Below are 26,719 nucleotides of genomic sequence, written 5' to 3'. Positions count from 1 at the left end.
TTGTATGGACGGTGAAAAACAGGATATGCTGCTTTGAACGATTAGTGAATAGTAATTATTTCACATAATATGGGAATACTTTTCTTTTGTTTATGATAATTTTCTAGCTTTGAAAACCGGTTGTATCTTCTGAATTTCCGATTCAAAGCCAAACCAGTAGCCATGTCCTTCTTCATCGACAGGGAGGAAACATAGTCGTAGATTTTCGCGGTATGCACCGTATACTACTTCCCAACTTTCAGGAGGTAACTGTCTTTTGGTTCTTACTTTTTCTGCCGGAGCTTTTTTTAATGACATACCTGCTTCTATCCATGCAATACTGACTTGTGTCAGGTAGTCGGGATAATGATTCTTGCAGAAATCATAAAGGATTAATCCTCTTCTTTCCAGGCTAAGAGGAGTGTCGATGACATCTGTCCGGACCAGATGGTCGAGTAGGTCATGTATGAAATGGGGGTTCTCCAAAATTAGTATACGGGTGATATTTCGCCAGGTAGGAGTGTTATAGAAACCGTCTAACAGGCGTGACAGATAATGGGCTGTTTGTAACTCATCTACCGTGATTTCACGGGTTTGAAGTACTTCGTATGGAGGAAGTGGAGAATACTGTATACCTAATTCATCCGCTCTTCTTCGCATTTCGGTGCCCGGAAGTAATTTCAGAGATTCCAGTTGGATTTCTCCTGCGCCATACTCGGTTAAGGTACGGACGTCGTCGAAAATCTCTGATAGATGGTAGAGTGGGAGTCCGGCTATCAAGTCGGCATGAGTTTCCATGTTTTCAAGTGAACATAGATAGTGGAGTCCGGCCAGAGCATCGGAGAGTTTTCCTATTCTTCGACTTTGTTCAAGCACGTTTTCCCGAAGGCTTTGGATACCGGCTTCCAGGTGCAGCAGACCTTTAGGCAGAGTGGTTAATTCCTGTTTGAGTTCATCGGAAAGTAGTGCCGGATGAATTTCCAGATGGAAACAGATGTCCGGGTATTCGCGGAATAAGTTTAATAGCTCTTTTGCCCGTTTATTATTGTAATTGAAAGTACGATCCAGTACTCGCACGTTTTTGATTCCGTGTTCGTGTATCACGTCGAGACGTTCTTTGATTGTTTCGAGAAATAAGGTACGAACCGGCTTTTCACCTCCACTGACACAAAAAGCACAGGTGTTAAAACATCCCCGGGTAGTTTCTAACTGTACAAATGGTTTGCTCCAATTGAAGAAACGGCTTTTTTCGGGAGGAACCAATTCAGAAAAGTTCATGACACGGGCAAGTCCGTTGTCCTGATATTCTCCTGATTCATTCAGGTAACAAAGTCCTGTGATTGATTTCCATTCCTTTCTTGGCTGATTCCACACTTTTAACCATAATGGAAATACTTCTTCGCCTTCTCCGCGAAACACTCCGCTTACAAATTTGTTCTTATATAAGAAAGCTTCATTATCTCCTAAAAACTCGGGACCTCCGAGTATAACACAGCAGTGAGGTAGTAATGCTTTTGCGCGTGAAACGATGTGCAGGAGTTGCTCATGATTGAATAGCCAATTGGTAGCTGCAATGATATCCGGTTGATGGCGGTAGATTTGGTTGACGACACTGCCGGTGTTTTCATTGATCGTGGCGGAAACCGTACACCATTCAATGTCTGTATTATTTGCTATTTGGGCATGTAAGGCAGGTAATGCCAACGAAGAATGAGCGTACGAACTATTTAAATCAAGCCAAAGAAGTTTCATGCGGAAATTTTAATATTATCTTCGCAAAGGTACAAAAAACTTGTGGCTTGTGATGTATAGTAAATAAAAAACGCTAATTTTGTATTAATAAACGCAATAAACTAGAGAATTATGGAAATGATAAAGAGATATGCGGGTATCTTGATGATGCTGACTTTATTGGTTGGCTTTACTTCGTGTGAAAGTGAAGACGAGACAGAATTTAATCTGCCTGGTGAGTGGTATACGAATGAAGAGATTGATTTCGGGGCATATACCTGGGGAAGAGGTACGCTTATGACTTTTAACGCGAGAAATCAAGGAACAATTGGTTCTGCCGGTGATCCGAATTATTTGGTTTTTGAGTGGAGATGGATTGATGGAGGATATAATTCAATGGAATTATATTTTTATGGTGATGGCACTTATGCCTATATTTGGGGTGCGGAAGCTACCGATAGAACTTTTAGTGGAACATGGTATAATAATTGGCGGGATTTTAGGGATAGAATAGATGGACAACCATTCTATATGCGTCGTCAATAAAACAGTGATAAAGATTAAAAATAAAGCCAGAGTCAATCATGATTCTGGCTTTGTTTTTTGAATATAGGAATTTATTTTTTCAAAAACAACTTCTTAAATTCCGCCGGATAAGGCGTCTCGAACTCCATTAAATCTCCCGTTACCGGATGATAGAAACAAAGTTTGAAGGCATGGAGTGCCAATCGTCCGATAGGGTTGGGAGAATCTTCTCTTCCATATCTTCCGTCGCCGATAATAGGATGGCCTAAATCCTGCATGTGTACACGAATCTGATTCTTTCGGCCAGTTTCCAAATCGAGTTCCAACAGAGAATATCCGTTAGCGCGTTTGATTGTCTTATAGTGGGTAATAGATTTTGATCCACCGTCATCATATTCACTGGAACTTACGTAAAGCGTTTTATCAGTCAGCCAGGAAACGACCGTATCATAGTCTTTTTCCATACTACCTTCCACTACGGCTACATATCGGCGGTCGGTCACTATCTCATGCCAGTTGTCGCGTAGCGTCCGCTGCGTTTTTTCATCTTTGGCAAACATCATCAAACCGGAAGTATCTCTATCTAAGCGGTGAACGATAAACACACGGAATTGACGTCCGGAGCGTTGCACATATTCATTCAGTATCGTGTAGGCAGTGCGCTCTTTCTGACGCTCCGTATTGACGGATAGAAGTCCTTGCATCTTTTCGACGACAATGATATAGGCGTCTTCATATACAATCTTCAGCAATCTGTTATTAAATTCTTTCTTTCCCTTTTGCTTGCTGATTTTCACTTTCATGCCTGCTTCAAGGGGAAAGTTGAATTGCGTGGTTATCACATTATCAACAAACACGACCCGCTTGCTTAACAACGATTTTAATTTCGTGCGACTTGCATCCGGCATCTTGGCAGCCAGGAACTCCATTAATTCCATGGGCTCTTTGACTGCATAATTGGTATATTGAGCACGTGCTTTTTCAGCAGGAGTTCTTCTAGGTCTTTTTTTCATTTCTTTTTTCTTTTGAGAATTTATTTTTCACCACAGATTACACAGATTAACACAGATTTTTATTACTGATTATTATAATCTGTGCTAATCTGTGGTGAACTCTTTATCGAAGTTCCAGCAACACCACATTTTCTACGTGGTGAGTGTGAGGGAACATATCTACGGGTTGAACAGCCTTCACCTTATACTTTTCATCCAGTAATTGCAGATCCCGCGCTTGAGTAGCAGGATTACAACTAACATATACAATTCGTTTCGGTTCCGCAAACAAAATGACATCAATCACATCCTGGTGCATACCGGCACGGGGAGGGTCTGTGATGATTACGTCGGGGCGCCCATGCTGATTGATGAAATCCTGCGTCAGCATATCTTTCATATCACCGGCATAAAAAATTGCGTTCTTGATATCATTGATTTCTGCATTCACCTTTGCGTCTTCAATAGCTTCCGGCACGTATTCGATACCGATCACCTGACGGGCTTGGCGTGAAACGAAATTGGCAATTGTTCCTGTTCCTGTATAAAGGTCATATACCAGTTCGTTTCCTGTTAATCCGGCAAAGTTACGGGCTATCTTATATAAATTATAAGCCTGTTCCGAGTTAGTCTGATAGAATGATTTCGGGCCAACCTTGAAACGCAAGCCTTCCATTTCTTCAAAGATGTGGTCTTTCCCTTTAAATACGTGAACGTCCAAATCGTTGATGGTATCGTTGCACTTATTATTAATAATGTATAGAAGCGAAGTGATTTCGGGGAAAGAGTCCGCTACGAATTGGAGTAATTGCTTGAACAGTTCCATTTCGTGATCTTCTGTAATCTTGCAAATGACGATTACCATCAGTTCCCCTGTGGAAGATGTGCGTATAATCATATTCCGCAGCATACCTTCCTGTGTGCGCAGATTGATGAAAGAATAATCGTGTTCGTAAGCGTAGTCACGTACTGCGTTCCGGATGCGGTTGGATATATCATCCTGCAACCAGCATTTCTCAATAGCCAGTACTTTGTCGAATGCTCCCGGAATGTGGAAACCTACCGCATTCATCTGATCGTATTTCACGTCCTGACGAACTTCCTCGTTTGTCAACCAGCGCTTATTTGAAAAGGTGAATTCCAGTTTGTTTCTGTAAAACTCCGTTTTGTCAGAACCGAGAATCGGAGAAATCTCGGGAAGTTCGATCTTTCCGATACGTCTCAAATTATCTTCCACTTGCTTTTGCTTATATCTGATCTGCTCTGAATAGGGGAGCACTTGCCACTTGCAGCCACCGCATACGCCATAATGTTGGCAGAAAGGAACAGCGCGATTGGGCGACAGCTCGTGAAACTTTACCGCTTCAGCTTCGGCATATTTATTCTTTTTACGCTTGATTTGCAGGTCTACAACATCACCCGGCACTACATAAGGAACAAAAATCACTAGGTCGTTTACTTTTGCTATGGCTTTTCCTTCGGCAGCCACATCCATGATTGTTACCTTCTCCAATAAGGGAAGCTCTTTTTTCTTTCTTGCCACTTTTACACCAGTCTAATAATTACTTTGCAAAAGTAGGTATTTTTTTTGGAAAAAATTCGGGTATACAGAAATATTCCGGATTGTAATGTCGAAATTGCATTTTGATAGAAAGTTTTTTCGCAAAAAGTTTTCAAGTTTGCGAAATATCCTTAGATTTGCGAACAGAAAAAAGTCATAATGTAACTTTAAACACAATATTATGGATAAAAAAAGAGTTTATACCTTTGGTAATGGTCAGGCAGAAGGAAAGGCTGACATGAAGAATTTGCTCGGTGGTAAGGGAGCCAACCTTGCTGAAATGAATTTAATCGGAATTCCTGTCCCTCCCGGATTCACAATAACTACAGATGTTTGTACGGAATACAATACGTTAGGACGTGATAAAGTGGTTGAGTTGCTGAAAGATGAAGTTGTAAAAGCGATCGCTCATGTGGAAGCGTTGATGAAATCTAAATTCGGTGATGTTGAAAATCCTTTGTTGGTATCTGTACGTTCCGGTGCACGCGCATCTATGCCGGGTATGATGGATACGATCCTGAACCTCGGATTGAATGATGAAGTGGTGGAAGGTATTATCCGTAAGACGGGTAATGCACGTTTTGCATGGGACTCTTACCGTCGTTTCGTACAGATGTACGGTGACGTTGTGTTGGGCATGAAGCCTACCAATAAAGATGATATTGACCCGTTCGAAGCTATCATCGAAGAGGTGAAGAAAGCGAAAGGGGTAGAACTGGATAACGAGTTGAAAGTGGAAGACTTGCAGGAACTCGTAAAGAAATTCAAGGCCGCTGTAAAAGAACAGACCGGAAAAGATTTCCCGACTTGTGCATACGAACAACTTTGGGGAGCTATCTGTGCTGTATTTGATTCATGGATGAATGAACGCGCTATTCTTTATCGTAAGATGGAAGGTATACCTGATGAATGGGGTACAGCTGTCAATGTACAGGCTATGGTGTTCGGTAATATGGGTGATACATCGGCTACAGGTGTTTGTTTCTCACGAGATGCCGGTACAGGCGAAGACCTTTTCAATGGTGAATACCTGATTAACGCACAAGGTGAAGATGTAGTGGCAGGTATCCGTACTCCACAGCAGATCACTAAGATTGGTTCTCAACGTTGGGCTGTATTGGCTGGCGTTACCGAAGATGTTCGTGCTGCGAAATTCCCTTCAATGGAAGAAGCAATGCCGGAAATCTATAAAGAACTGGATGCTCTCCAGACTAAACTGGAAAATCATTATAAAGATATGCAGGACATGGAGTTCACCGTACAGGAAGGTAAACTCTGGTTCCTCCAGACACGTAACGGTAAGCGTACAGGTGCTGCCATGGTAAAGATTGCTATGGACTTGCTCCGTCAGGGTATGATCGACGAAAAGACTGCTTTGATGCGCGTGGAACCGAATAAACTTGATGAATTGCTCCACCCTGTATTCGATAAGGATGCTTTGAAGAAAGCCAAAGTGTTGACCCGTGGTCTTCCGGCTTCTCCGGGTGCTGCAACCGGTCAGATCGTATTCTTTGCTGATGACGCTGCCGAATGGCATGCTGCCGGTAAACGTGTGGTGATGGTTCGTATCGAAACTTCTCCGGAAGACTTGGCCGGTATGGCAGTTGCCGAAGGTATTCTTACGGCTCGTGGCGGTATGACTTCTCACGCGGCTGTTGTGGCTCGTGGTATGGGTAAATGCTGCGTATCGGGTGCAGGTGCATTGAACATTGATTATAAAAACCGTACGGTAGAGATTGATGGTGTGTTGCTGAAAGAAGGTGACTATATCTCTTTGAACGGAAGTACAGGTGTAGTATATAATGGTAAGGTAGAAACGAAAGCTGCAGAGCTTTCCGGCGACTTTGCCGAATTGATGACACTGGCTGATAAATATACTCGTTTGCAGGTACGTACCAATGCGGATACTCCTCATGATGCGGAAGTTGCACGTAACTTCGGTGCAGTAGGTATCGGCCTTTGCCGTACAGAACACATGTTCTTCGAAGGCGAAAAGATCAAAGCAATGCGTGAAATGATCCTGGCGGAAAATGCAGAAGGACGTCGGAAAGCATTGGCTAAGATTCTTCCATATCAACAAGAAGACTTCAAAGGTATCTTTAAAGCAATGGCTGGTTGCCCGGTAACCGTTCGTTTGCTTGATCCTCCTTTGCATGAGTTCGTTCCTCACGATTTGAAGGGACAGCAAGAAATGGCGGATACGATGGGTGTAAGCCTGCAATATATCCAGCAACGTGTAGAATCACTGTGTGAACATAACCCGATGTTGGGTCACCGTGGTTGCCGTTTAGGAAATACTTATCCTGAAATTACTCAAATGCAGACACGTGCAATTTTGGGTGCTGCATTGGAACTGAAGAAAGAAGGAGTGGAAACTCATCCGGAAATCATGGTTCCGTTAACCGGTATCTTGTATGAATTCAAGGAACAGGAAAATGTGATTCGCTCAGAAGCTAAGAAATTGTTTGAGGAAGTAGGAGATAATATTGACTTCAAAGTAGGTACAATGATTGAAATCCCGCGTGCTGCTTTGACTGCCGACCGTATTGCTTCTTCTGCCGAGTTCTTCTCGTTCGGTACAAATGACTTGACGCAGATGACCTTCGGTTATTCTCGTGATGATATAGCTTCTTTCCTTCCTGTTTATTTGGAAAAGAAGATTTTGAAAGTAGACCCGTTCCAGGTTCTCGACCAGAATGGTGTGGGACAGCTGGTACGTATGGCGACAGAAAAAGGCCGTGCTATCCGTCCGGATTTGAAATGTGGTATCTGTGGTGAACATGGTGGTGAGCCTTCTTCTGTGAAGTTCTGTCACCGGGTAGGTTTGAACTATGTTAGTTGTTCTCCATTTAGAGTGCCGATTGCCAGACTGGCGGCGGCGCAGGCAGCGATAGAAGGATAGTCAAATACGCTGGTTAGGTACTTAACTATCTGATAAATAGGCTGTAAATACTTGTGAAAGTATTTGCAGTCTATTTTATTTTAGATTATCATTGATTTTTAGTTGGGATTAATAGTATTTCTCTATTCCGCCAAATCCTCTGATTTTTTTATTTTCTTTCGTTTTATTGATAAAGTTGTTTAATCGCTTTTCAAATTCTTCAGGTCGTTTTCTGGCTGCTTCAATGTATGCAATTCGGATACGTTTATATGCGTCGGAAAAATGGAGATAATTTTCCCAGATTGTCTTATCTTCCTTCAATCTTTCAATTATATCATTGGGGAAAATGAAAGGATCAGACAATACATTTCGTATTTTATCTTCAAATTTGGGGTGTATCATTTTATTTTCCAATAGCCACTTAAGTCTTTCTTTGTTAGCTTGCGAATAGGTACTTTTAGGGTTTCTGGGTGTGAAATGCTGAATTTTATGTTCTTTGTCGAGCGATTTTATTGTACTGTCAATCCACTCGAAACAAAGAGCTTCTTCAACAGCGTCGTTGTATGTGATACTTTTTTCGCCTGAAGATTTGCTGGGAAATACAAACCAAACTTCATTGGCAGTCTCAAAGTTGTCATTCAACCACTTTCGCCAATCTTTTCTGTTCTCGAAATACTTTATTTCTATTGACATAACAAATCGTTTAAACTAACTTTTTATTGCCTTTACTTTCATAATAACGAAGCATTTTACACTATACAATGTCAGTCAAGCGCGTCTGTGTCTGATGGCTGAAAGGCTTACCACCCGTCAAAGATACTAAATCTTAAAGAAACAGTCCTCATTTACTTCTTAAATCCTTTGGCTTATTATGGTATGACGACACTCACTACATGTAATATATTTGAATAAGAATCGATAGCAAGAATTTTGTGTTGCTATATAATATGATGTACAGAGTCTCCGTTAAACATTTATTTGGTGTTTATTATAAAAAACTAACTAAATATTTGTTTGTTCATAAAAACTGCTTTACATTTGCACCCTAGAAATCAATCGACCGAATTGGGGTCTAACGTTTAATTTAAAAAACAAAGAAAATGAAAAAGGGTTTATTATTGGTAGTTGTGATGTTAGCAACTATCGCTGTAAAAGCACAAGACATTTACGTAGGCGGATCTTTGAACGTTTGGCGTAACAGCACAGGCAACACTACTTCTTTTAAAATTGCTCCGGAAATCGGATATAACTTTAATGAAACATGGGCGCTGGGTGCTGAATTAGACTATTCACACAATTATGATGGAGGAGTAACTAAAAATTCAGTATTTGTAGCTCCGTACATTCGTTGGTCTTACTGCGAAACAGGCGCTGTTCGTTTGTTCTTGGACGGAACTGCTGCTGTTGGTTTCGTGAAAGTTAAAGACGGAGACACTAGCAAAGCAGGACAAGTGGGACTTAGACCGGGTATTGCTGTTAAATTGAACGATCACTTCTCTTTTATTGCCAAGTATGGTTTCCTTGGATATCGTAGAAATATAAACACTCTTGGAGATTCTTTTGGTCTTCAACTTACTAGCGAAGACCTTTCAATTGGTTTCCACTACGCATTCTGATAAGAAGAAAAGTAATTCAACAAAATAGGAAAGGGAGTTCTCAAAAATAGGGAATTCCCTTTTTTTATGTATAATCTCTATAAATTACGCACTTGTTAACGAAAAAGTTGTTTAATACAAATTACAATTATACATTTGCATTGTTAAACAATAAGGTCAATAAAAACCTTTAGTATTAATTTAAAACTTTAAAATTATGAAGAAGAGTGTTTTGTTTGTTTTATTTGCGCTGATTTCAGTAGCAGGTTTTTCTCAAATTACAGGTTGGAATGCCAAGGTAGGTATGAACATCAGTAATTACACTGGAGATACTGATATGAATGCTAAGATTGGTTTCAAACTTGGTGGAGGTTTTGAATATGCTTTTAATGATACATGGTCATTGCAGCCTTCATTATACCTGACTAGCAAAGGTGCCAAAAAAGATGAATTGACTATCAACGCTTATTATTTGGAATTACCTGTAATGGCTGCTGCTCGTTTTAATGTTGCAGACAATACTAATCTTGTGGTTAATGCAGGTCCTTATTTGGCATGTGGAATTGCAGGAAAATCGAAAATGGATATGGGTAATGTAGAGTATAAGGAAGATACGTTTGGTGACGATGCTTTGAAGCGTTTTGATGCAGGTCTTGGTGTAGGAGTTGCATTGGAATTTGGTAAAATCATTGCAGGTTTGGAAGGTCAGTTCGGTTTAGTTGACGTACAAAAAGTTGGTAATCCTAAAAACATGAACTTTTCTATTGTTGTAGGATATAAGTTCTGATAAGAAAACACTGAAAAAATAGAGAGCCGTTGCAGAAGGTAATTCGCAACGGCTTTTTTAATATTTCATGATTGGGAAAAACACTTCTCTTATTGGATAAAATGAGGAAGCATAACCAGTTAGTTTTATGATCGGTTATATTTATTAATCTGATAGTTTCTTCAGCTTTTTGAAATGCTCGATTACGGCTAAATAATTTTGGTCCTGACAAGCGTCGAATCTATTCCAGAGATCTCCTAAGACGACAGCCCCTCCGAAACCGAAATCCTTAATCTCCAATAAATTGTCTTCATTGATACCTCCCAATGCCATCACTTTCGAGTCGATAATCTTGGCTCTTTGTGCTTCGCGTAACTCTTCGGCAGTGTATGTTGAATAGTAATTCACTTTAGAGATACTGTCATAGATAGGGCTCATAAAAACATAGTCGTAAAAGTGCTTTCTGTTTTTTACCTCCTCCACTGAATGGCAGGAACAACTGATATGACCATAATAATCATGCGGTTCTTTGGGGTTACGTGCATTCAGGTGGATTCCCATCAGGTTGAATTCTTCTTTCAGATAAAAATGCTCATGTGTAACGATGCGACGGTGATATTTATCCGGAATAAGTGTCAATAGCCGTTCCGAATACATAGCCGGAGTCTCCGGCTTCCTAAGATGTAGGACATCCAGCCCCTCTTCGAAAAGAGCGGTAATAATCTTATCTTCTTCGACGAAGAAAGTAGGGGTGGTAACTACAATTAGTTTCATTTCTTTTGTTAAAATTGGATTGTTTAGCAAAGTTACTAATTAACTATGTCAGAAACCAACCTTTATAGTGAAAATTTGTTAGATTGCAGTGTCCGCAGGTCAATTGTCCATAGTTCGCCGGCTAAAACATCACCAAAACCACAGATTATTTTCAGTACTTCTGTAGCTTCAATGCTCCCTACAATGGCAGGAGTAACCCCCATCACTCCTTTGGGCGGAGGAGGCATCCGTTGCATTTCTTCTTCATCAGGATAAAGATCCCGGTAGTTTTTCTTTTGATTTCCGTAGTTGAACACAGAAACCTGTCCTTCAAAACCGCAGATAGCACCATATACGTAGGGCTTTTTCTGTTCAATGCAAATGTCGTTAATCAGGTAGCGGGTGGCAAAGTTGTCGCAGCCATCCACCACTATATCATATTCCTGAATGATATCATACGCATTGTCTTTCGTCAGCCGGGTAGCGTAGGGATGTATTTCGATTTCACTGTTGAGAGCGGAGAGCCGTTCCGCAGCACAGATAGCTTTTGGTTTACCTAACTCCTTTTCGGAATAGAGCACTTGTCGTTGTAGGTTGGTGATGCTTACCAAGTCATCATCTACCAGCCCCAGGCATCCCACACCAGCACCTGCTAGGTAGAGGGCGATGGGAGAGCCCAGCCCTCCCACGCCTACAATAAGCACTTTGGCTTCCTGCAGTTTCTTCTGACCTTCTTCTCCGATTTCGGGAAGTATAATTTGTCTGTCGTATCGCATCTGTTTATCTTTTAAAATCAAAAGACTGATCCCAATCTTTCCAGACGGGTTCACGACCCAGTTTTTTCAAATCACGTTCCACTTCAACCGCCTTTCGCTCATCACTTACGTGAAATTGTTCCAGGGTTTGAGGATAACTGAAATATCCTCCCGGTTCAGTTTTACTTTCCGCACTCATTGTGGTTACGCCAAGTGTTGCCATGTGGTTTCGGATTTCTGCGCTCTCACGGGTAGAATAAGAGATATCTACATCATGGTCGAAGATTCGCATGGCGAATGTAAGTTGGGCGAGTTCCCGGTCATTCATGACTACATTCGGCTGGAATCCGCCGTTTTCAGACGGGCGCATACGCGGGAAGTTTACGCTGTATTTCGTTTTCCAGTAATGCTTCTGTAAATAACGCAGATGATAAGCCATCATCGTTACGTCGGTTCGCCATTCCTCCAGGCCGATCAGGACACCCATACCAATCTTGTGTACACCTGCCTGTCCCATGCGGTCGAAGCCGTCTACACGCCATTCGAATTTTGACTTCATGCCTCTTGGATGATACGTTTTGTAATTTGCTTTATGGTAAGTCTCTTGAAAACAGATCACTCCGTTCAGGCCATGATTGGTTAGCTCCTTGTATTCTTCCGCTTTAAGAGGCATTACTTCAATTTGCAGGTTGCTGAAATAAGGCTTTGCCAAATCCAACGCCCGGGCAATGTATGGAACACCTGCTGCGGCCGGGTTTTCACCGGTTACAAGCAGTAGATTCTCAAAAGGAGCCAACCGTTTGATGGCTTTGTATTCATTGACAATCTCTTCCTCTGTCAATATCGTTCTCTTCATCGGATTGCTGATGTGAAAACCGCAATAGACACAGGAATTGGTACATGAATTAGTCAGGTAGAGCGGTACAAACATAGAGATTGTCTTACCGAACCGTTCCATTGTATATTTCTGACTAAGGCGTGCCATCACTTCCAGATAAGGAGTGGCGGCAGGTGAAATCAGCGCCATAAAGTCGTTGACATCCAGATGCTCTTTTTTACCCAACGCACGGCGTACGTCAGCATCTGTTTTGGAATAGATGGCTTTTGTCGTCTCTTCCCAGGATATTTTTTCTAATTCGTCTGAGAACATTTTATCCAATTATAAATTTAAAATTGAAAATTAAAATGAGGGGAGAGGTAGGTCAGTGGCCCGACGTTTTGTTTCTCCCCACTCATTATTTATTGCTTTTGGCACTTTTCTTTAAATCGCGTGACAATCTCATTGCACAGAAATTAGGTCCGCACATCGTACAATATTCTCCATCGATATGGTGTCCTGCACGGAAATAGGTCTGCGCCCGTTCCGGATCGAGAGACAGGTCGAACTGGTCTTTCCAGCGGAACTCATAACGAGCTTTACTCAATGCGTTGTCGCGTACTTGTGCACCCGGGTGTCCTTTTGCCAAATCGGCGGCATGAGCGGCTATCTTGTAAGTGATTACTCCTACGCGTACGTCTTCTTTGTCAGGTAAGGCAAGATGCTCTTTCGGGGTGACATAACAAAGCATAGCCGTACCCAACCATCCGATTTGTGCGGCACCGATAGCAGAAGTGATATGGTCGTATCCGGGAGCAATATCCGTCACCAACGGGCCGAGCGTGTAGAAAGGGGCGTCATGGCATTTTTCAATCTGACGTTCCATGTTCTCTTTAATTTTATGCATCGGAACGTGTCCGGGGCCTTCAATAAATGCCTGAACATTTTTATCCCAGGCACGGAGCACCAGCTCTCCCATGGTATCGAGTTCGGCAAACTGCGCTTCATCGTTTGCGTCGTAGATAGAACCCGGGCGAAGTCCGTCACCTAATGACACGGCTACGTCATATTGTGCCAGAATATCACAGATATCGTCAAAATGATCGTATAAGAAACTTTCCTGATCGTGTACGAGGCACCATTTACTCATAATACTTCCTCCACGGCTGACAATGCCGCACAAGCGATTATCGGCAAGATGAACATTATGACGGCGAATCCCTGCATGGATGGTAAAGTAATCTACCCCTTGTTCACATTGTTCAATCAATGTGTCCCGGTAGATTTCCCAGGTGAGGTCTTCCACTATGCCATTCACTTTTTCAAGTGCCTGATAAATAGGAACAGTGCCTACCGGTACGGGACAATTGCGGATAATCCATTCACGTGTTTCATGGATGTTTTCTCCTGTGGAAAGATCCATCAACGTGTCTCCACCCCATTTACAGCTCCACAGTGCTTTCTCCACTTCTTCATCAATGCTGGAGGTAGTAGCCGAATTTCCGATGTTCGTATTGATTTTTACAAGGAAGTTACGTCCGATAATCATCGGTTCAGCTTCCGGGTGGTTGATGTTGGCCGGTAGTACAGCACGTCCCTCCGCAATCTCCTGACGAACAAATTCGGGGGTAATGTGAGTTTTAATTCCCAGTTCCTCACAATTCATATTTTCGCGGATCGCTACGTATTCCATTTCAGGAGTGATAATTCCTCTTTTGGCATACGCCATTTGGGTGATTGCTTCCCCTTTTTTAGCGCGATAGGGCAGGGCGATGTGTTCGAAACGTAAGTGATCGAGACTTTTATCATCTCTTCTCATTTGTCCGTATTCCGAAGTAATTTCAGGCAACTGTTCCACGTCACCACGACTCACGATCCATTCTTCACGCATGCGGGGCAGTCCTTTTTTGAGGTCAATGTTCATTTCCGCATCACTGAACGGTCCGCTGGTATCATATACATATATTTCCGGATTTGGTGTTGCTATCTTTTCTTCGCCTTCAAAGCTGACACTGGGCACTTGCTCCACTTTCCGCATGGCAACGCGGATATTCGGATAAAGTTTACCGGGTAAATAGACTTTCTGCGAACGGGGGAATTTTATTTTTTGTTCCATAGTTTATTTGTTTTAATCAAGAAAAGCCGTTAGAGGTGAACTTGCTTCTGCTACGAAGTCGACGGCTTGTAATCCTAATCCTGCTTTGTAAGCCTGTCTTCCGGCTTCTGTAGCTGCTTTGAATGCTTTAGCCATTTCTACCGGATTTCCGGCAACGGCTATTGCAGTATTCACTAATACAGCGGAAGCTCCCAGTTCCATTGCTTCGGCAGCATGGCTTGGCGCGCCGATACCGGCATCCACTACCACCGGGATACCTGCCTGTTCGATAATGATTTGCAGGAATTCTTTTGTCTGCAATCCTTTGTTCGTACCGATGGGTGCACCGAGCGGCATAACGGTAGCTGCGCCTGCTTCTTCCAGCCGTTTGCAGAGTACAGGGTCAGCCTGGCAATAAGGTAACACGATAAAGCCCAGTTTCACCAGTTCTTCCGTAGCTTTCAGTGTTTCGATAGAGTCGGGGAGCAGATAGCGCGGGTCCGGATGAATTTCCAGTTTCAGCCAGTTTGTTCCAAAGGCTTCGCGAGCCAGTTGCGCGGCGAAAACAGCCTCTTCCGCGTTACGTACACCGGAGGTGTTGGGCAATAACTGAATATTCGGATGAATGATATGTTTCATCATGTCGTCCTCTTTGTTATCCATGTCGATTCGTTTCATGGCAACAGTTACCATTTCCGTACCCGAAGCCAGAATAGCTTGTTCCATTACTTCATTGGAATTGAATTTTCCTGTTCCTAGAAAAAGACGGGAGTTAAATTCGCGTCCCGCAATTACTAACTTTTCCATTCTATATATTTTAGTTGATTATTTAAATGCTGATTTTTTGAGACAGAAGAACATAAGAACAAAAATAAAACAGTAGTTTAATAACAGTAGAAATAATTATCTAAGTGCAGCTTTTATGTTCTTTTGTTCTTCTGTCTGAATTAAAATTCCATTTATCATTTGACAAATTATAGATCACTTTCAATGATTCTACGTGTTTCTTCTACCGGATTATCTGCTCCGAGAATAGTTCCTGACAGGGCTATTCCATTTACTCCTGTATGAAGTATGGCAGGAATATCCTCAAAAGTGATTCCCCCGATAGCTACAACGGGGATTTCGATATTCGCTTCCTTCATCTGTGAAAGAATAGAAGAATAGCCCTCCAAACCCAGTACAGGGCTTAGATTCTTTTTAGTGGTAGTAAACCGGAAAGGACCGATGCCGAGATAATCGGCTCCGGCACGATAGTGTTGTACGACATCTTCGAAAGTGTTTGCAGTGCCGCCGATAATAAAGGCTTCACCAAGTATTTGGCGGGCCTGGTCGATAGGCATATCCTTTTTGCCTAGATGCACACCGTCCACTTCCAGCTTTTTGGCCAGTTCGACGTGGTCATCCAGAATCAGGATTGCTTCGTGCTCTTTGCAAAGTGGCTTCAGTTGTAGGGCTACTGCTTCCACTTCTTCGAGAGGAACGTCTTTCATACGTAGCTGGATCCATTTGCACCCGCCTTCGAGTGCCATACGTGCCGATTCGAGGTACGAATACCGTTCGGTCTGATGCGTGATAAATTGTAGACTAATCATCTCCTTATCCTCCGCAAGCCGCTTTGATAATCACCAGGTTATCGTTCTCGTGTAGAATGAAACACTCCCATTCGATACGGGGAATCATTTTGTTGTTTACGGCGATAGCAATGCCTTGAACCGGAAGTTCGAGCTGTGCTGTCAGTTGCGTAAGGGTAGAAGCAGGAGTCATTTCCACCTCTTTGTTGTTCACTTGTACTTTCATTGTCCTATCAGAATAAATAAGTTGAAAGTAAATACAAAGAGCGTGCTTAAATGGAAAGGCGATAAGAAGAAACACAATCCCTACGTCAGTATTAACTGCCTCAGGTTCCTAGGGTATAATCTCAGCCCCTCATGGGGCACCCCTTTGTCTTTACGGGAGCAAAGTAAGCGAAAAAGAAACAGAAAAACACTAAATCAGTCGATTTTTTTTCATTTTTCTGTTTATTCCTGTTTTTTGATGGGATGAGAAAAGATAAATCGGGCACCATTTTTGTAACTCTTGTCAATCCATATATCACCTCCCATATATTGGATGGTCAGTTTGCAGATAGCCAGTCCCAACCCTGTACCCTGCACGAATTCATTCAGCTTTTCGAAACGTTGGAATACGAGTTCCTGTTTATCTTCGGGGATTCCCGTGCCGGTATCTGTCACCGAGAACAGCATACATTGCTTTTCTTCGTCCACTTCATAATCCAGCGTGATACTTCCTCCGGCAGGAGTGAATTTCAAGGCATTATTCAGCAGGTTGATAATAATCTGTTGCAGACGCAACGGGTCCGTGTAGAGCATGTAAGGCTCCTTAGGCATTTGGAGTTTGATGTCTACATCCACTGTCTTGTTCCGGTTGGTGAGAGTAATCATATTCTGGCAATGGTTCACCAGCTCGCACCATTCATAGTTGAATTGCAGCTTTCCTGATTCCAGGCGTGATATATCCAGTACATCGCTAATCAGTTGGAGCAATAAATTGGAATTAGTCTGGACGATATCCGCATATTCTTTTAATTCATCATTTTGCTCTACCGAACCGATAATCAGGCTGGAGAAACCGACAATTGCGTTTAAAGGTGTCCGTATCTCATGGCTCATATTCGAGACAAAAGCACTTTTTAATTGATTAGCTTCTTCGGCGCGCTCTTTGGCGTCACGTAATTCGATTTCAGACTCTTCCAGTTTCTTTTTATCTTCCCGCAATTGTTGCGTGGTTCTTTCAAGGTGATTTTTCAGGATTTTCGTCCGGTAATAGTAATACAGGGAAATCATCAGACTTCCTACTAATACGAGGAAGATAATCAGGATAAATTGCACTTCTGTCTTGTAGGCTACAAAGAAGGGGATAGGCTGATTGATAACCATTGAGTTGACAGGCAACTTCTTGTTTTCAAATCCCCATTCCTTTAGTTTCTTCGCGTCAAATTTATATCGGTTGGGTAAGACATTGATGCTGCTGATACCCGTTTCCTTCTGGTCTAAAAAGCGGTAAGCATATTCTCCCATATTTTTTCCCACTCCTTCATATTGCGGGACATATCCTCCGATGGCCCAATAGCCTATTGCGGTGGAAGTCATACTGAACACAGGCAGGAGTGGATTGGCTTTGGAAAAAGCATAAACGGAGTTGTTCATGTAAGTGATTCCCCGGCTGTCAATTCTCCAGATACCAAGAAGCATTGCTGTGTTTCTGGGAAGATTGCGCAATTGATTGGCAGCCATATCGAGTGTGTGGATGCGGCCGTCAATATAGGTGATGGATAACTGCGGGAAATGTTGCAGGTTTTTCTTGAACCATGCCAGTTCGGCAAGTCCGTTATAGGTATTATCCGATACAAATACCAGGTGCTCTGTGTTCGGATAGAAATCCTGTATCATTTCGATATCTTTGCTGATGTTATATTCGTATGTATCACAGTATTTTACGTTGTACTCCTTCATTCGTTCCGTTAAGTTGATACTTACAGGATTATAGTTCCGCATATCGATTGAATCCTCCGGAATACGGATGCCGTTGCGTGATGCCATTGCGCAGAAAACAGGAAGCTGCTTATATTTCTCATCTTCAAGATGAAGGAAACTGCTCCATGCTTCACCACCCAAAAGAATCACTAATTTAGCTTTCGGATGTTTGTCTAAAATATCGGTTAATGTTTTTTTCCATTGGTGCGCCTGCGTTAAATCCGTCGCATTCATGTTTTCTACAATGGTCGAGTATCTTCCTCCCAATTGGGTGTAGGTTTCTATAAATGTGCTGATGTTATCGTAGGTATATTTAGTGTCAGAATTGTATGAGGTAATGAACAGGATCTCTTCCTCTGGTTCTTCTGTGGCGGCAGCGTTGCAGAAAAGGGGGAAGAAAAGAAGAACGGCAATGGAGACAATAAATCGTATCTCTTTTCTTTTATATAGTACCATAATTGTTTGTTATGCTAGTTTATGGGTTGCAAAAATACAACTAATGCGTTTGATATACAATAAAAGTTTGTTTTTTTAGTCTGTAAAAAAGGTCGCTGTGAAAACACAACGACCTTTTTCATGAGTATAGTTTTGCTAGTAAATCCAGTTACATTCTTTTTTCAACCACATCCCAGTCGATGATGTCCCACAGGGCATTTACGTGGTCGGCGCGGCGGTTCTGATAATCCAGATAATAGGAGTGTTCCCAAACGTCAAATCCGAGAAGCGGTTTCAAACCGGCACGTACCGGATTGCTGCCGTTGGCTTCTTTCGTGATTTTCAGTTTACCGTCTTTCCCAACGGATAGCCAGGCCCATCCTGAACCGAACAATCCGACTGCTGCTGCGTTGAATTCTTTCTTGAAATTTTCAAAGCTACCGAAGTCACGTTTGATGGCTTCTCCCAGTTTGCCTGACGGTTCCTTCTTTGAGGGTTTCGGGGCAAATTGCAGGAAGTACAGATTGTGATTCAATACTTGTCCGGCGTTATTGAATATAGCTCCGTCCGGTGCGGTTGCAACGATTTCTTCTACCGTTTTACCTTCATATTCTGTTCCGGGAACGAGGCTATTCAGATTATTTACATACGTTTGTAGATGTTTTCCGTAATGGAAATCTATTGTTTGCTGACTGATTACAGGTTCCAACGCATTGTTTGCGTAAGGAAGTTTAGGCATTTCGTAAGTCATGGTCATCATAATTAAAGACATTAATATAGTATTCATAATGTTACAAGTTTTAATTGGCTTGTTATACTATAATAACAGAAGCCTTCTGCAAAATGTTCACAGCATCTTACTTTATTTGTAAATGTACTGTATACGTTCCACCTCTTTCGGGTGATCGCGGTTGGTCCGGCAGATCCATTGGCCCGTATTGTCATATTCATAATAAGAATTGCCGTCAATCCGGTTCCCGTATTTATCATACAGGCAAGTCAGGCATCCGGACGTTTTTTGGTTATTACCCAAAATCCGTTGGTAGACAATCTGCGACAGATAACCGTATTTATCGTATTCATAAGCCTCTTTTTGTGAAATAACCTGATCCGGAGAATTGGCAAAAAGCAAGTTTTGATGTTGGGATGAAACCAATCTTCCTTTATCATCATATTTGTTGGCGGTGTATGCCTGAAGTTCTCCGTTCTTATTATATTCTTTGGTTTCGGTCAATAATCCCTGTTTGTTGTAGGAGCTTATGATGACTCTTCCGTCTGCATACTTGAGCGAATCACTCTCAATACTTCCATCGGTACCGATGCGGCGTGTCCGCCGATAGAGATCCGTTTTGGTTTTCGGATTCGTTTGTACCTCAAAGATGCAGTGACCTTGCGGGTCGTATAATCTATTCGTCTGTATTTCATTGCCTGGCTGCCCGTTCTTCATGGTAAGTGCCAAGGTGGAGACGAGCTGTCCTTTATCGTCATACGAATAAGTGGTCGAGGTGGTTCCTGTGCTGTCGTTTTCCGCAGACTTTATCAATCGCCCTCCATTATAGTATTTCACGGAAGTAGGGGTGGATATGATTGTTTGCAGAATAAAAGGTGCCCGCAGTGCGTTGGCCTGGTCGCGAAATTCCTTGTATCTGTGTGTGCAAAGAAAATCCTGCAACATACTTAACGATTCGGAACTGACAATGGCAGGTTTTAAAAGCTCAAAATCAGCTTTTTCACTCAGATATTCAAGGTCATCCAGGTGTGTACGTGCTGTGGAAGTCAGGTAAGGTGATTGCTTATACTCGTCAATAATCTGCCGGATAGCTGTTGCGTTTCCTTTCTCCCGGAGGCTGTCAATCCCTTGAAACAGAAAGTCGTCGTATAACGTGCGGACTTCCGAAAGGAAGGGACGTGTATCTTTATCAGTGAAGAATTTCTGCATGGCGGCATTATCAAAGAATGCTTTGAAATTCGCAGAGGTCGGATTACTCTTTACGATCTGATAAAGCCGTTTGTTTTCCGCAGTGTTGATTTGAGAGATAAACTTGCCGTTCGGATATTCCGCGATATACGTTTGATAGGTGTTCAGCGCAGGTGTTTTCAGCATCCCTTCCAGTAGGGCCAGTTCACGGATGTCCCGCACCTTCTGCAAGAGGGCGGAGTCTGCCGGATAGCCGCTTGATTGGATGCTGTCCATCAATGTCTTGCTAAAGGGAATCTGCTCTTTCGATGCTTCCAGGATGGATAGAACAGCTTGTTCCGCTTTGTCTTGTACGTTGGAAAGCTGTATTTTCTCTTCTTCGCAGATATTCGGAAAATAAGCTTTCGTAGCTTGTTCGTAACAGCCGAAATAGTTGGTGGCGGCTTGCTCACTTTGTTTGTTCCACAATTCGTTGAGAACGTCCAACAATGCCAGTTCTTCGGCATAATAGGTTTGCGTCTCGTCATCTATCTTATCACGGTTTTTCTGCCATTTGTCGGCGTCATTATCGTTCAGATACCTTAGCAGCTTTTCCAAGCGGCTCTGTTTTTGTGCCATTGCCTGTGGAATGCAGGCAACCAGAAACAAACTTAAAATAATTGATAAAAATATACTCCTTTTCATTGCTTTTTGGGGTTAGGTTAAAATAGTTAGTGATGAAAATTCATAAAAATACCTTCATTCTCGAATGAATATTATACTTTTGTATTGAGAACAAATTTGAGTGCCAAGGGTTTGTTAAAAATCCACATTGTTTTTATAATGCTGTTATGAATACCAATTATATAGATGAATTGAACGAGAGTCAGTGTGCAGCAGTGACTTATAATGACGGTCCTTCGCTGGTGATAGCCGGTGCGGGTTCGGGGAAGACGCGTGTGTTGACTTATAAAATCGCTTACTTGCTGGAGCAGGAGAACGGGTATAATCCGTGGAATATCCTTGCGCTGACCTTTACTAATAAGGCTGCGCGCGAGATGAAAGAGCGTATTGCCCGGCAGGTAGGTATGGAACGGGCACGTTATTTGTGGATGGGTACTTTCCATTCCATTTTCTCACGTATTCTTCGTGCTGAAGCACAATATATTGGATTTACTTCCCAGTTTACCATTTATGATACGGCTGATAGTAAGAGCCTGCTCCGTTCCATCATCAAAGAGATGGGGTTGGACGAGAAAACTTATAAGCCGGGAGTAGTGCAGGCACGCATCTCCAATGCAAAAAACCATTTGGTCACTCCTACGGGGTACGCTGCCAATAAAGAGGCTTACGAAGGAGATATGGCTGCCAAGATGCCTGCTATCCGTGACATCTATACCCGTTATTGGGACAGATGCCGTCAGGCGGGAGCGATGGATTTTGATGATTTATTGGTATATACTTATATTCTGTTTCGTGACTTTCCGGAAGTGCTGGCACGCTATCGGGAACAGTTCCGTTATGTGTTGGTGGATGAGTATCAGGATACGAATTATGCGCAGCATAGCATTGTTCTGCAACTGACAAAGGAGAATCAACGTGTCTGTGTGGTGGGAGATGATGCGCAAAGTATCTATTCTTTCCGTGGGGCGGATATTGATAATATTCTCTATTTTACGAAAATCTATCCCAACACGAAAGTCTTTAAACTGGAACAGAATTACCGTTCTACGCAAACCATTGTTTGTGCTGCCAATAGTCTGATTGAAAAGAACGAACGTCAGATTCGGAAAGCCGTGTTCTCGGAGAAAGAAAAAGGGGAACCCATCGGTGTGTTTCAGGCGTATAGTGATGTAGAAGAGGGTGATATTGTGGCTAATAAGATTGCGGAACTGCGTCGGGAATATCACTACGGATATGCTGAATTTGCCATCCTATATCGTACGAATGCGCAAAGCCGTATTTTCGAAGAGGCTCTTCGGAAACGGAGTATGCCTTATAAGATTTACGGGGGACTCTCGTTCTATCAGCGGAAAGAGATAAAAGATGTGATTGCTTATTTCCGTTTGGTGGTGAACCCGAATGATGAAGAAGCATTTAAACGAATCATCAATTATCCGGCTCGTGGCATTGGAGATACCACAGTCGGGAAGATTATATCAGCGGCTACCGATCATGGCGTAAGTCTTTGGGCGGCAGTCTGCGAACCCTTAAGTTACGGACTGGATATAAATAAGGGAACTCATGCAAAACTGCAGGGCTTTCGTGAACTGATTGAAGGTTTTATTGCCGATCAGGCGGATAAGAACGCTTATGAAATAGGAACGGATATTATCCGTCAGTCCGGTATTATCAATGATGTTTGTCAGGACACATCCCCCGAGAATCTAAGTCGTAAGGAAAATATAGAAGAGTTGGTGAATGGTATGAATGACTTCTGCGCTTTGCGGCAGGAGGAAGGCAATCCGAATGTGTCTCTTACTGATTTCCTTTCGGAGATTGCATTGCTTACCGATCAGGACTCCGACAAGGCGGATGATGGGGAAAAGGTAACGTTGATGACCGTCCATTCTGCTAAAGGATTGGAGTTTAAGAATGTGTTTGTGGTTGGTCTGGAAGAAAATCTGTTCCCTAGTGGGATGGTCGGAGATTCTCCCCGGGCGCTGGAAGAAGAACGTCGCTTGTTCTATGTAGCTATTACCCGTGCGGAAGAACATTGTTATCTGTCTTTTGCCAAAACACGTTTCCGTTACGGAAAGATGGAGTTTGGAAGTCCCAGTCGTTTCCTGCGTGATATTGATGTTGATTATTTGCGGTTGCCGCATGAAGCAGGAGTGAGCCGTGCTGTGGATGAAGGTGCGGGACGTTTCCGCAGGGAGATTGAAGGGGGATTTGCCCGTTCTACTTCTCCGTCGCGTGCGCCTTTCGGTAGTAATTCATCCGAGCAGCGTGAACGTCCGAAAGCACAGATTATTGCTCCCAGTGTACCGAGAAATTTGAAGAAGGTAAGTGCTGTTGGTGGAAGTAGCAGTGCGCAGATGGCGTCTTCCGGTTCGGCATCGGTAGCAGGAGTACAAGCCGGACAGATGATAGAGCACGAACGTTTCGGATTGGGCGAAGTGCTGAAAGTGGAAGGAACGGGAGACAATGCGAAAGCCACTATTCATTTTAAAAATGCGGGTGACAAACAACTATTGTTGCGTTTCGCTCGTTTTAAAGTGGTAGAATAAATAATAACACTAAATAGAGAGGCTCATGAAGAAACAACTAACAGTAATTTTGCTTTCCGCTTTGCTTTTGAGTGGATGTGCGTCGGGGCGTATGGGAAATCCGGGAGCTATCATGGCAGGTGCTTCTATCGGAGGTAGTCTGGGAAGTTCGATAGGCGGACTTATCGGAGATAATAATCATGGCTGGAGGGGCGGTTATCGTGGCTCTGCTATTGGAAATATTGTAGGAACCATTGCCGGTGCGGCTATTGGAAACGCATTGACGGCACCGAGACAGGAGCAGATAGAGGAGGATGCGTATATTCCTGAAGTACGGGAAGTACGTGTGCAAAAGTATAAGAAGCAGCCGCAAGTGCAGCCACCCATTTCTCAACTGAAGTTGCGCAAAATCCGTTTCATTGATGATAATCGTAGTCATGTGATTGATGCGGGAGAAAATAGCAAGATTATTTTTGAGATTATGAATGAAGGGAGAAAGCCTGTCTATAATGTGGTTCCTGTGGTAGAAACGGTAGGAAAGGTGAAGCATCTCGGCATCTCTCCTTCGGTGATGATTGAGGAAATTCTTCCGGGTGAGGGGATCCGTTATACGGCTTCGATCCATGCCGGTGAAAGGTTGAAAGACGGTGAAGTGACATTCCGTGTCGCAGTGGCGGACGAGAATGGGGTGATTTGTGATTCGCAGGAATTTACCTTGCCTACACAGCGCGGAAACTAGAGTTAAAAGCCCGAAATATCCGGTTTAAATATAGTGACGGTATATGCCTTGGATAGTGACGCTATCCTGTGCATATACCGTCACTATGTTGGTGGGATAGCGTCACTATCTTATATAATCATTTTGTTTGCACAGCCAATGTTTGAAGTCATGATTAGAAGTAACCTCTATTTCAGGGCGGGGCATACAAGTGTTTGGTGAAACCTAAAGCTATGCTTTAGCATCTGTAAAGCGTAGCTTTAGATAGGACAAAGCTACGCTTTTTACAGTCTTACCAATTGTTCCCTGCATTACTGCTACCGATAAGCATTTCCACACGTTGTTTATACAAATTTGCTCCTTCAGCGATATTCTTGCCGGCGTCTGCTGTTCCCATTCCGTAAACCACAATAGGGGTTTGCCATGACATTCCCGAATGAATGGCACTTACCTGATAAGGACGTAATAATTCGTCCGTAGTGAAACGGTTTCTGCCTCCACTGCGATAAGCTTCGTATTCGGATCCCGTGGTCGTTACTACTGTCAGCGGTTTGCCGGCGACAGCCGGAGTTTTGGATAGAAAAGTAAAGACTTCATCCTGCCATTTCTTTAGTAATGACGGTGCAGACATCCAATAGAAAGGAAATTGATAGATGACAGCCGAGGCATCGGAAATGATTTTACTCCATTCGTCTATATTGAAAACGATTTCCTGCGACAGCTCGTAAAGATTGAAAACCGCCACTCCTTCCATGTCACTGACAGCATCAACTAATGCTTTGTTTGCTTGTGATTCTTTGATGTTAGGATGTGCCAGTAGAATCACTACTTTTCTTAAATCTTTATTCATTTTAATCGGGTATTTAGGATGATACAATACTTACTATAATATATAAGGTGTAAAAATAAGAAAAAGTTCGCGAAAACCAATATCTTAATTAAAAATAAAACAATCCCTCTTTGCTTTTGAATTTGTATTTTTGCATCCACGTTCGTAAGGCGTCAGTTTAGATAATAATTTTATATATGATAGATTTTAATCAGTTTCCTTCTCCTTGTTATATCATGGAAGAAGAACTTTTAAGAAAGAACCTGTGTTTAATAAAAAACGTAGCCGACAGGGCGGGAGTGGAGATTATTCTTGCTTTCAAGTCGTTTGCCATGTGGCGTTCTTTCCCTATATTCCGTGAATATATAGCTCATTCTACGGCAAGTTCGGTGTATGAAGCCCGTTTGGCACTGGAAGAATTCGGCAGTAAGGCACATACATATTCTCCAGCTTATACGGAACAGGATTTTCCTGAAATAATGCGTTGCAGCAGTCATATCACTTTCAACTCGATGCAGCAGTTCGAGCGTTTTTATCCGATGGTGGTGGCAGAAGGAAGTGGTATTTCTTGTGGTATTCGTGTAAATCCCGAATACTCGGAAGTGGAAACAGAACTTTATAATCCATGTGCACCCGGCACACGTTTTGGGATAACAGCCGATTTGTTGCCCGATGCATTGCCGCAGGGAATTGAAGGCTTCCATTGCCATTGTCACTGTGAATCTTCTTCCTATGAGTTGGAACGTACATTGGAACATCTCGAAGCCAAATTTTCCCGTTGGTTTCCACAGATAAAGTGGTTGAATCTCGGTGGCGGACATCTGATGACCCGTAAAGACTATGATACCGAACATTTGATAACACTGTTGCAAGGATTAAAAGCACGCCATCCTCATCTGCGAATTATCCTGGAACCCGGTTCGGCTTTTACTTGGCAGACGGGAGTGCTGACTTCCGAAGTGGTGGATATTGTGGAAAGTCGTGGAATCAAGACGGCTATTTTGAATGTCAGTTTCACTTGCCACATGCCTGATTGTTTGGAAATGCCCTATCAGCCTGCCGTGCGTGGTGCGGAAATGGGAAACGAAGGAAAATATATTTATCGTCTCGGAGGAAATTCCTGTTTGAGCGGTGACTATATGGGATTGTGGAGTTTCGATCATCCTTTGCAAATCGGAGAACGTATTGTGTTCGAAGATATGATTCATTATACGATGGTCAAGACAAATATGTTTAACGGAATTCATCATCCTGCCATTGCTATCTGGACCAAAGAGGGGAAAGCTGAAATATACAAGCAATTTTCTTATGAAGATTATCGTGACCGAATGAGTTGATAATCAAAATGATTGTTTTGCGGTCGATGCAAAGTGAACAGATTTCTGTGAAAAAAGTAGGCAGAATGTTTGCAGGTTTACGGAAAATCCCTACCTTTGCAACCGCAAACGAAAAAATGCGGAAATAGCTCAGTTGGTAGAGCATAACCTTGCCAAGGTTAGGGTCGCGAGTTCGAGTCTCGTTTTCCGCTCATGTTTCTTTGAAATGTTGGAACAATAATCTTTGCCCAGGTGGCGGAATTGGTAGACGCGCACGTTTCAGGTGCGTGTGTCGAGAGGCATGCAGGTTCGAGTCCTGTTCTGGGCAC

At 42.7% G+C, this 26,719-nt stretch carries 22 protein-coding genes, 2 tRNA genes and 1 riboswitch; of the genes, 9 read left to right on the top strand and 15 right to left on the bottom strand.

Annotated features, from left to right (window positions below; all coding sequences use genetic code 11):
• Positions 1-90 precede the first annotated feature (90 nt).
• The gene (locus KTR06_RS14765) at positions 91-1,731 is read right to left on the bottom strand and encodes a B12-binding domain-containing radical SAM protein (protein ID WP_217290488.1); all 1,641 of its coding nucleotides are present in this window, start codon (positions 1,729-1,731) and stop codon (positions 91-93) included.
• Positions 1,732-1,842: 111 nt separating this feature from the next.
• Between KTR06_RS14765 and KTR06_RS14760 the strand changes: the two genes are divergently transcribed.
• Positions 1,843-2,256, top strand: a complete 414-nt coding sequence (locus tag KTR06_RS14760; RefSeq protein ID WP_032843607.1) for a hypothetical protein — start codon at positions 1,843-1,845, stop codon at positions 2,254-2,256.
• Between the two features lie 71 nt (positions 2,257-2,327).
• On the opposite strand, the gene KTR06_RS14755 is transcribed toward KTR06_RS14760, so the two are convergent.
• Both KTR06_RS14755 and rlmD read right to left on the bottom strand, forming a co-directional pair.
• Complete coding sequence (locus KTR06_RS14755) at positions 2,328-3,248, bottom strand: RluA family pseudouridine synthase (protein WP_004312314.1); 921 nt, start codon at positions 3,246-3,248, stop codon at positions 2,328-2,330.
• 103 nt (positions 3,249-3,351) lie between these two features.
• Positions 3,352-4,722 (bottom strand): 23S rRNA (uracil(1939)-C(5))-methyltransferase RlmD, encoded by a 1,371-nt coding sequence (gene rlmD / locus KTR06_RS14750; RefSeq protein ID WP_254306432.1) that lies wholly within the window; start codon positions 4,720-4,722, stop codon positions 3,352-3,354.
• A 247-nt stretch (positions 4,723-4,969) separates the two neighbouring features.
• Here rlmD and ppdK point away from each other — a divergent pair, with 247 nt between their 5' ends.
• Positions 4,970-7,690, top strand: a complete 2,721-nt coding sequence (ppdK, locus tag KTR06_RS14745; RefSeq protein WP_151920950.1) for a pyruvate, phosphate dikinase — start codon at positions 4,970-4,972, stop codon at positions 7,688-7,690.
• A 108-nt stretch (positions 7,691-7,798) separates the two neighbouring features.
• Here ppdK and KTR06_RS14740 read toward each other — a convergent pair whose 3' ends face one another.
• Entirely contained in the window at positions 7,799-8,362 is a 564-nt protein-coding gene (locus KTR06_RS14740) for a YdeI family protein (protein WP_120069912.1), read from the bottom strand.
• Positions 8,363-8,769: 407 nt separating this feature from the next.
• On the opposite strand from KTR06_RS14740, the gene KTR06_RS14735 reads away from it, so the two are divergent.
• Entirely contained in the window at positions 8,770-9,285 is a 516-nt protein-coding gene (locus tag KTR06_RS14735) for an outer membrane beta-barrel protein (RefSeq protein WP_004313171.1), read from the top strand.
• A gap of 196 nt (positions 9,286-9,481) precedes the next feature.
• Complete coding sequence (locus KTR06_RS14730; protein WP_004313170.1) at positions 9,482-10,051, top strand: porin family protein; 570 nt, start codon at positions 9,482-9,484, stop codon at positions 10,049-10,051.
• Positions 10,052-10,195: 144 nt separating this feature from the next.
• Here KTR06_RS14730 and KTR06_RS14725 read toward each other — a convergent pair whose 3' ends face one another.
• The 10 genes from KTR06_RS14725 to KTR06_RS14680 all read right to left on the bottom strand — a co-directional run bounded on the left by KTR06_RS14725 (position 10,196) and on the right by KTR06_RS14680 (position 21,023).
• A complete protein-coding gene (locus tag KTR06_RS14725) occupies positions 10,196-10,804 on the bottom strand; it encodes a thiamine phosphate synthase (protein WP_004313169.1) in 609 nt (202 codons plus the stop codon).
• A 62-nt stretch (positions 10,805-10,866) separates the two neighbouring features.
• Positions 10,867-11,559: a HesA/MoeB/ThiF family protein gene (locus KTR06_RS14720; protein WP_217290487.1), complete on the bottom strand. Its 693-nt coding sequence runs from the start codon at positions 11,557-11,559 to the stop codon at positions 10,867-10,869.
• Positions 11,560-11,563: 4 nt separating this feature from the next.
• Positions 11,564-12,688 (bottom strand): 2-iminoacetate synthase ThiH, encoded by a 1,125-nt coding sequence (gene thiH / locus KTR06_RS14715; protein ID WP_151920948.1) that lies wholly within the window; start codon positions 12,686-12,688, stop codon positions 11,564-11,566.
• Between the two features lie 85 nt (positions 12,689-12,773).
• Positions 12,774-14,471 (bottom strand): phosphomethylpyrimidine synthase ThiC, encoded by a 1,698-nt coding sequence (gene thiC / locus KTR06_RS14710; protein ID WP_217290486.1) that lies wholly within the window; start codon positions 14,469-14,471, stop codon positions 12,774-12,776.
• A gap of 12 nt (positions 14,472-14,483) precedes the next feature.
• Entirely contained in the window at positions 14,484-15,257 is a 774-nt protein-coding gene (locus KTR06_RS14705) for a thiazole synthase (protein WP_004313165.1), read from the bottom strand.
• 167 nt (positions 15,258-15,424) lie between these two features.
• Positions 15,425-16,045, bottom strand: a complete 621-nt coding sequence (locus tag KTR06_RS14700) for a thiamine phosphate synthase (RefSeq protein ID WP_151920946.1) — start codon at positions 16,043-16,045, stop codon at positions 15,425-15,427.
• Positions 16,046-16,049: 4 nt separating this feature from the next.
• A complete protein-coding gene (gene thiS / locus KTR06_RS14695; protein WP_008017057.1) occupies positions 16,050-16,250 on the bottom strand; it encodes a sulfur carrier protein ThiS in 201 nt (66 codons plus the stop codon).
• 60 nt (positions 16,251-16,310) lie between these two features.
• Positions 16,311-16,404, bottom strand: a riboswitch (TPP riboswitch).
• 67 nt (positions 16,405-16,471) lie between these two features.
• The gene (locus KTR06_RS14690) at positions 16,472-18,442 is read right to left on the bottom strand and encodes an ATP-binding protein (protein WP_217290485.1); all 1,971 of its coding nucleotides are present in this window, start codon (positions 18,440-18,442) and stop codon (positions 16,472-16,474) included.
• A 148-nt stretch (positions 18,443-18,590) separates the two neighbouring features.
• Positions 18,591-19,208, bottom strand: a complete 618-nt coding sequence (locus KTR06_RS14685) for a superoxide dismutase (protein WP_049702641.1) — start codon at positions 19,206-19,208, stop codon at positions 18,591-18,593.
• Positions 19,209-19,283: 75 nt separating this feature from the next.
• Entirely contained in the window at positions 19,284-21,023 is a 1,740-nt protein-coding gene (locus tag KTR06_RS14680; protein WP_217290484.1) for an RHS repeat protein, read from the bottom strand.
• A gap of 146 nt (positions 21,024-21,169) precedes the next feature.
• Between KTR06_RS14680 and KTR06_RS14675 the strand changes: the two genes are divergently transcribed.
• Both KTR06_RS14675 and KTR06_RS14670 read left to right on the top strand, forming a co-directional pair.
• Positions 21,170-23,548 carry an ATP-dependent helicase gene (locus KTR06_RS14675; protein ID WP_217290483.1) on the top strand — a complete coding sequence of 793 codons (2,379 nt, stop codon included), beginning with the start codon at positions 21,170-21,172 and terminating at the stop codon, positions 23,546-23,548.
• Between the two features lie 25 nt (positions 23,549-23,573).
• The gene (locus KTR06_RS14670; protein ID WP_004313158.1) at positions 23,574-24,266 is read left to right on the top strand and encodes a hypothetical protein; all 693 of its coding nucleotides are present in this window, start codon (positions 23,574-23,576) and stop codon (positions 24,264-24,266) included.
• A 271-nt stretch (positions 24,267-24,537) separates the two neighbouring features.
• Here KTR06_RS14670 and KTR06_RS14665 read toward each other — a convergent pair whose 3' ends face one another.
• Positions 24,538-25,095: an NAD(P)H-dependent oxidoreductase gene (locus tag KTR06_RS14665; RefSeq protein ID WP_217290482.1), complete on the bottom strand. Its 558-nt coding sequence runs from the start codon at positions 25,093-25,095 to the stop codon at positions 24,538-24,540.
• 176 nt (positions 25,096-25,271) lie between these two features.
• Between KTR06_RS14665 and nspC the strand changes: the two genes are divergently transcribed.
• From nspC to KTR06_RS14650, 3 genes are all read left to right on the top strand, one after another.
• Positions 25,272-26,411, top strand: coding sequence for a carboxynorspermidine decarboxylase (gene nspC, locus KTR06_RS14660; protein WP_217290481.1), 1,140 nt, complete (start codon positions 25,272-25,274; stop codon positions 26,409-26,411).
• Positions 26,412-26,529: 118 nt separating this feature from the next.
• A tRNA-Gly gene (locus KTR06_RS14655) sits at positions 26,530-26,602 on the top strand.
• 34 nt (positions 26,603-26,636) lie between these two features.
• Positions 26,637-26,718: transfer RNA gene (locus KTR06_RS14650), tRNA-Leu, on the top strand.
• The last annotated feature ends 1 nt before the right edge of the window (position 26,719 follow it).

This window comes from Bacteroides sp. MSK.20.12, from assembly GCF_019052435.1.
Classification (GTDB): domain Bacteria; phylum Bacteroidota; class Bacteroidia; order Bacteroidales; family Bacteroidaceae; genus Bacteroides; species Bacteroides xylanisolvens.
The sequence above is the reverse complement of the archived record's forward strand: the minus strand, read 5'-3'. Positions and strand labels throughout refer to the sequence as shown.